The following is a 270-nucleotide window of genomic DNA, read 5'->3' on the forward strand; positions in this document are numbered from 1 at the left end:
GCTTCTATAATTTTCTTTTTATTTTTAGTTTTCTTCTTACCAACAGGCTTTGCAACATCTTCATCTGTGGCCATTTTGAGATCTACATCACTGCCTTCCGAAGACCATTCATCATCTTTCTTACCTTTCCCTTTTTTCTTTTTTGCAAGTTTAGCTGGCTTTGATGAAACATTTGTTGTATTGTTGATAATGGATTTGTTATCATCCTCTTCATCATCTGACCTATCAGCACCCTTTTTTTTCCTCTTTCCTTTCTTTTGTGACTTTTTG

Annotated in this window: 1 protein-coding gene; it reads right to left on the reverse strand. The window is 34.4% G+C overall.

Annotation, left to right across the window (positions count from 1 at the left end; translation table 11 throughout):
* The coding region (locus F0U44_RS24190; RefSeq protein WP_223163820.1) for a hypothetical protein at window positions 1–270 on the reverse strand (270 nt) is incomplete at both ends.

Source organism: Nocardioides humilatus (assembly GCF_008373755.1).
Classification (GTDB): Bacteria; Actinomycetota; Actinomycetes; order Propionibacteriales; family Nocardioidaceae; genus Nocardioides; species Nocardioides humilatus.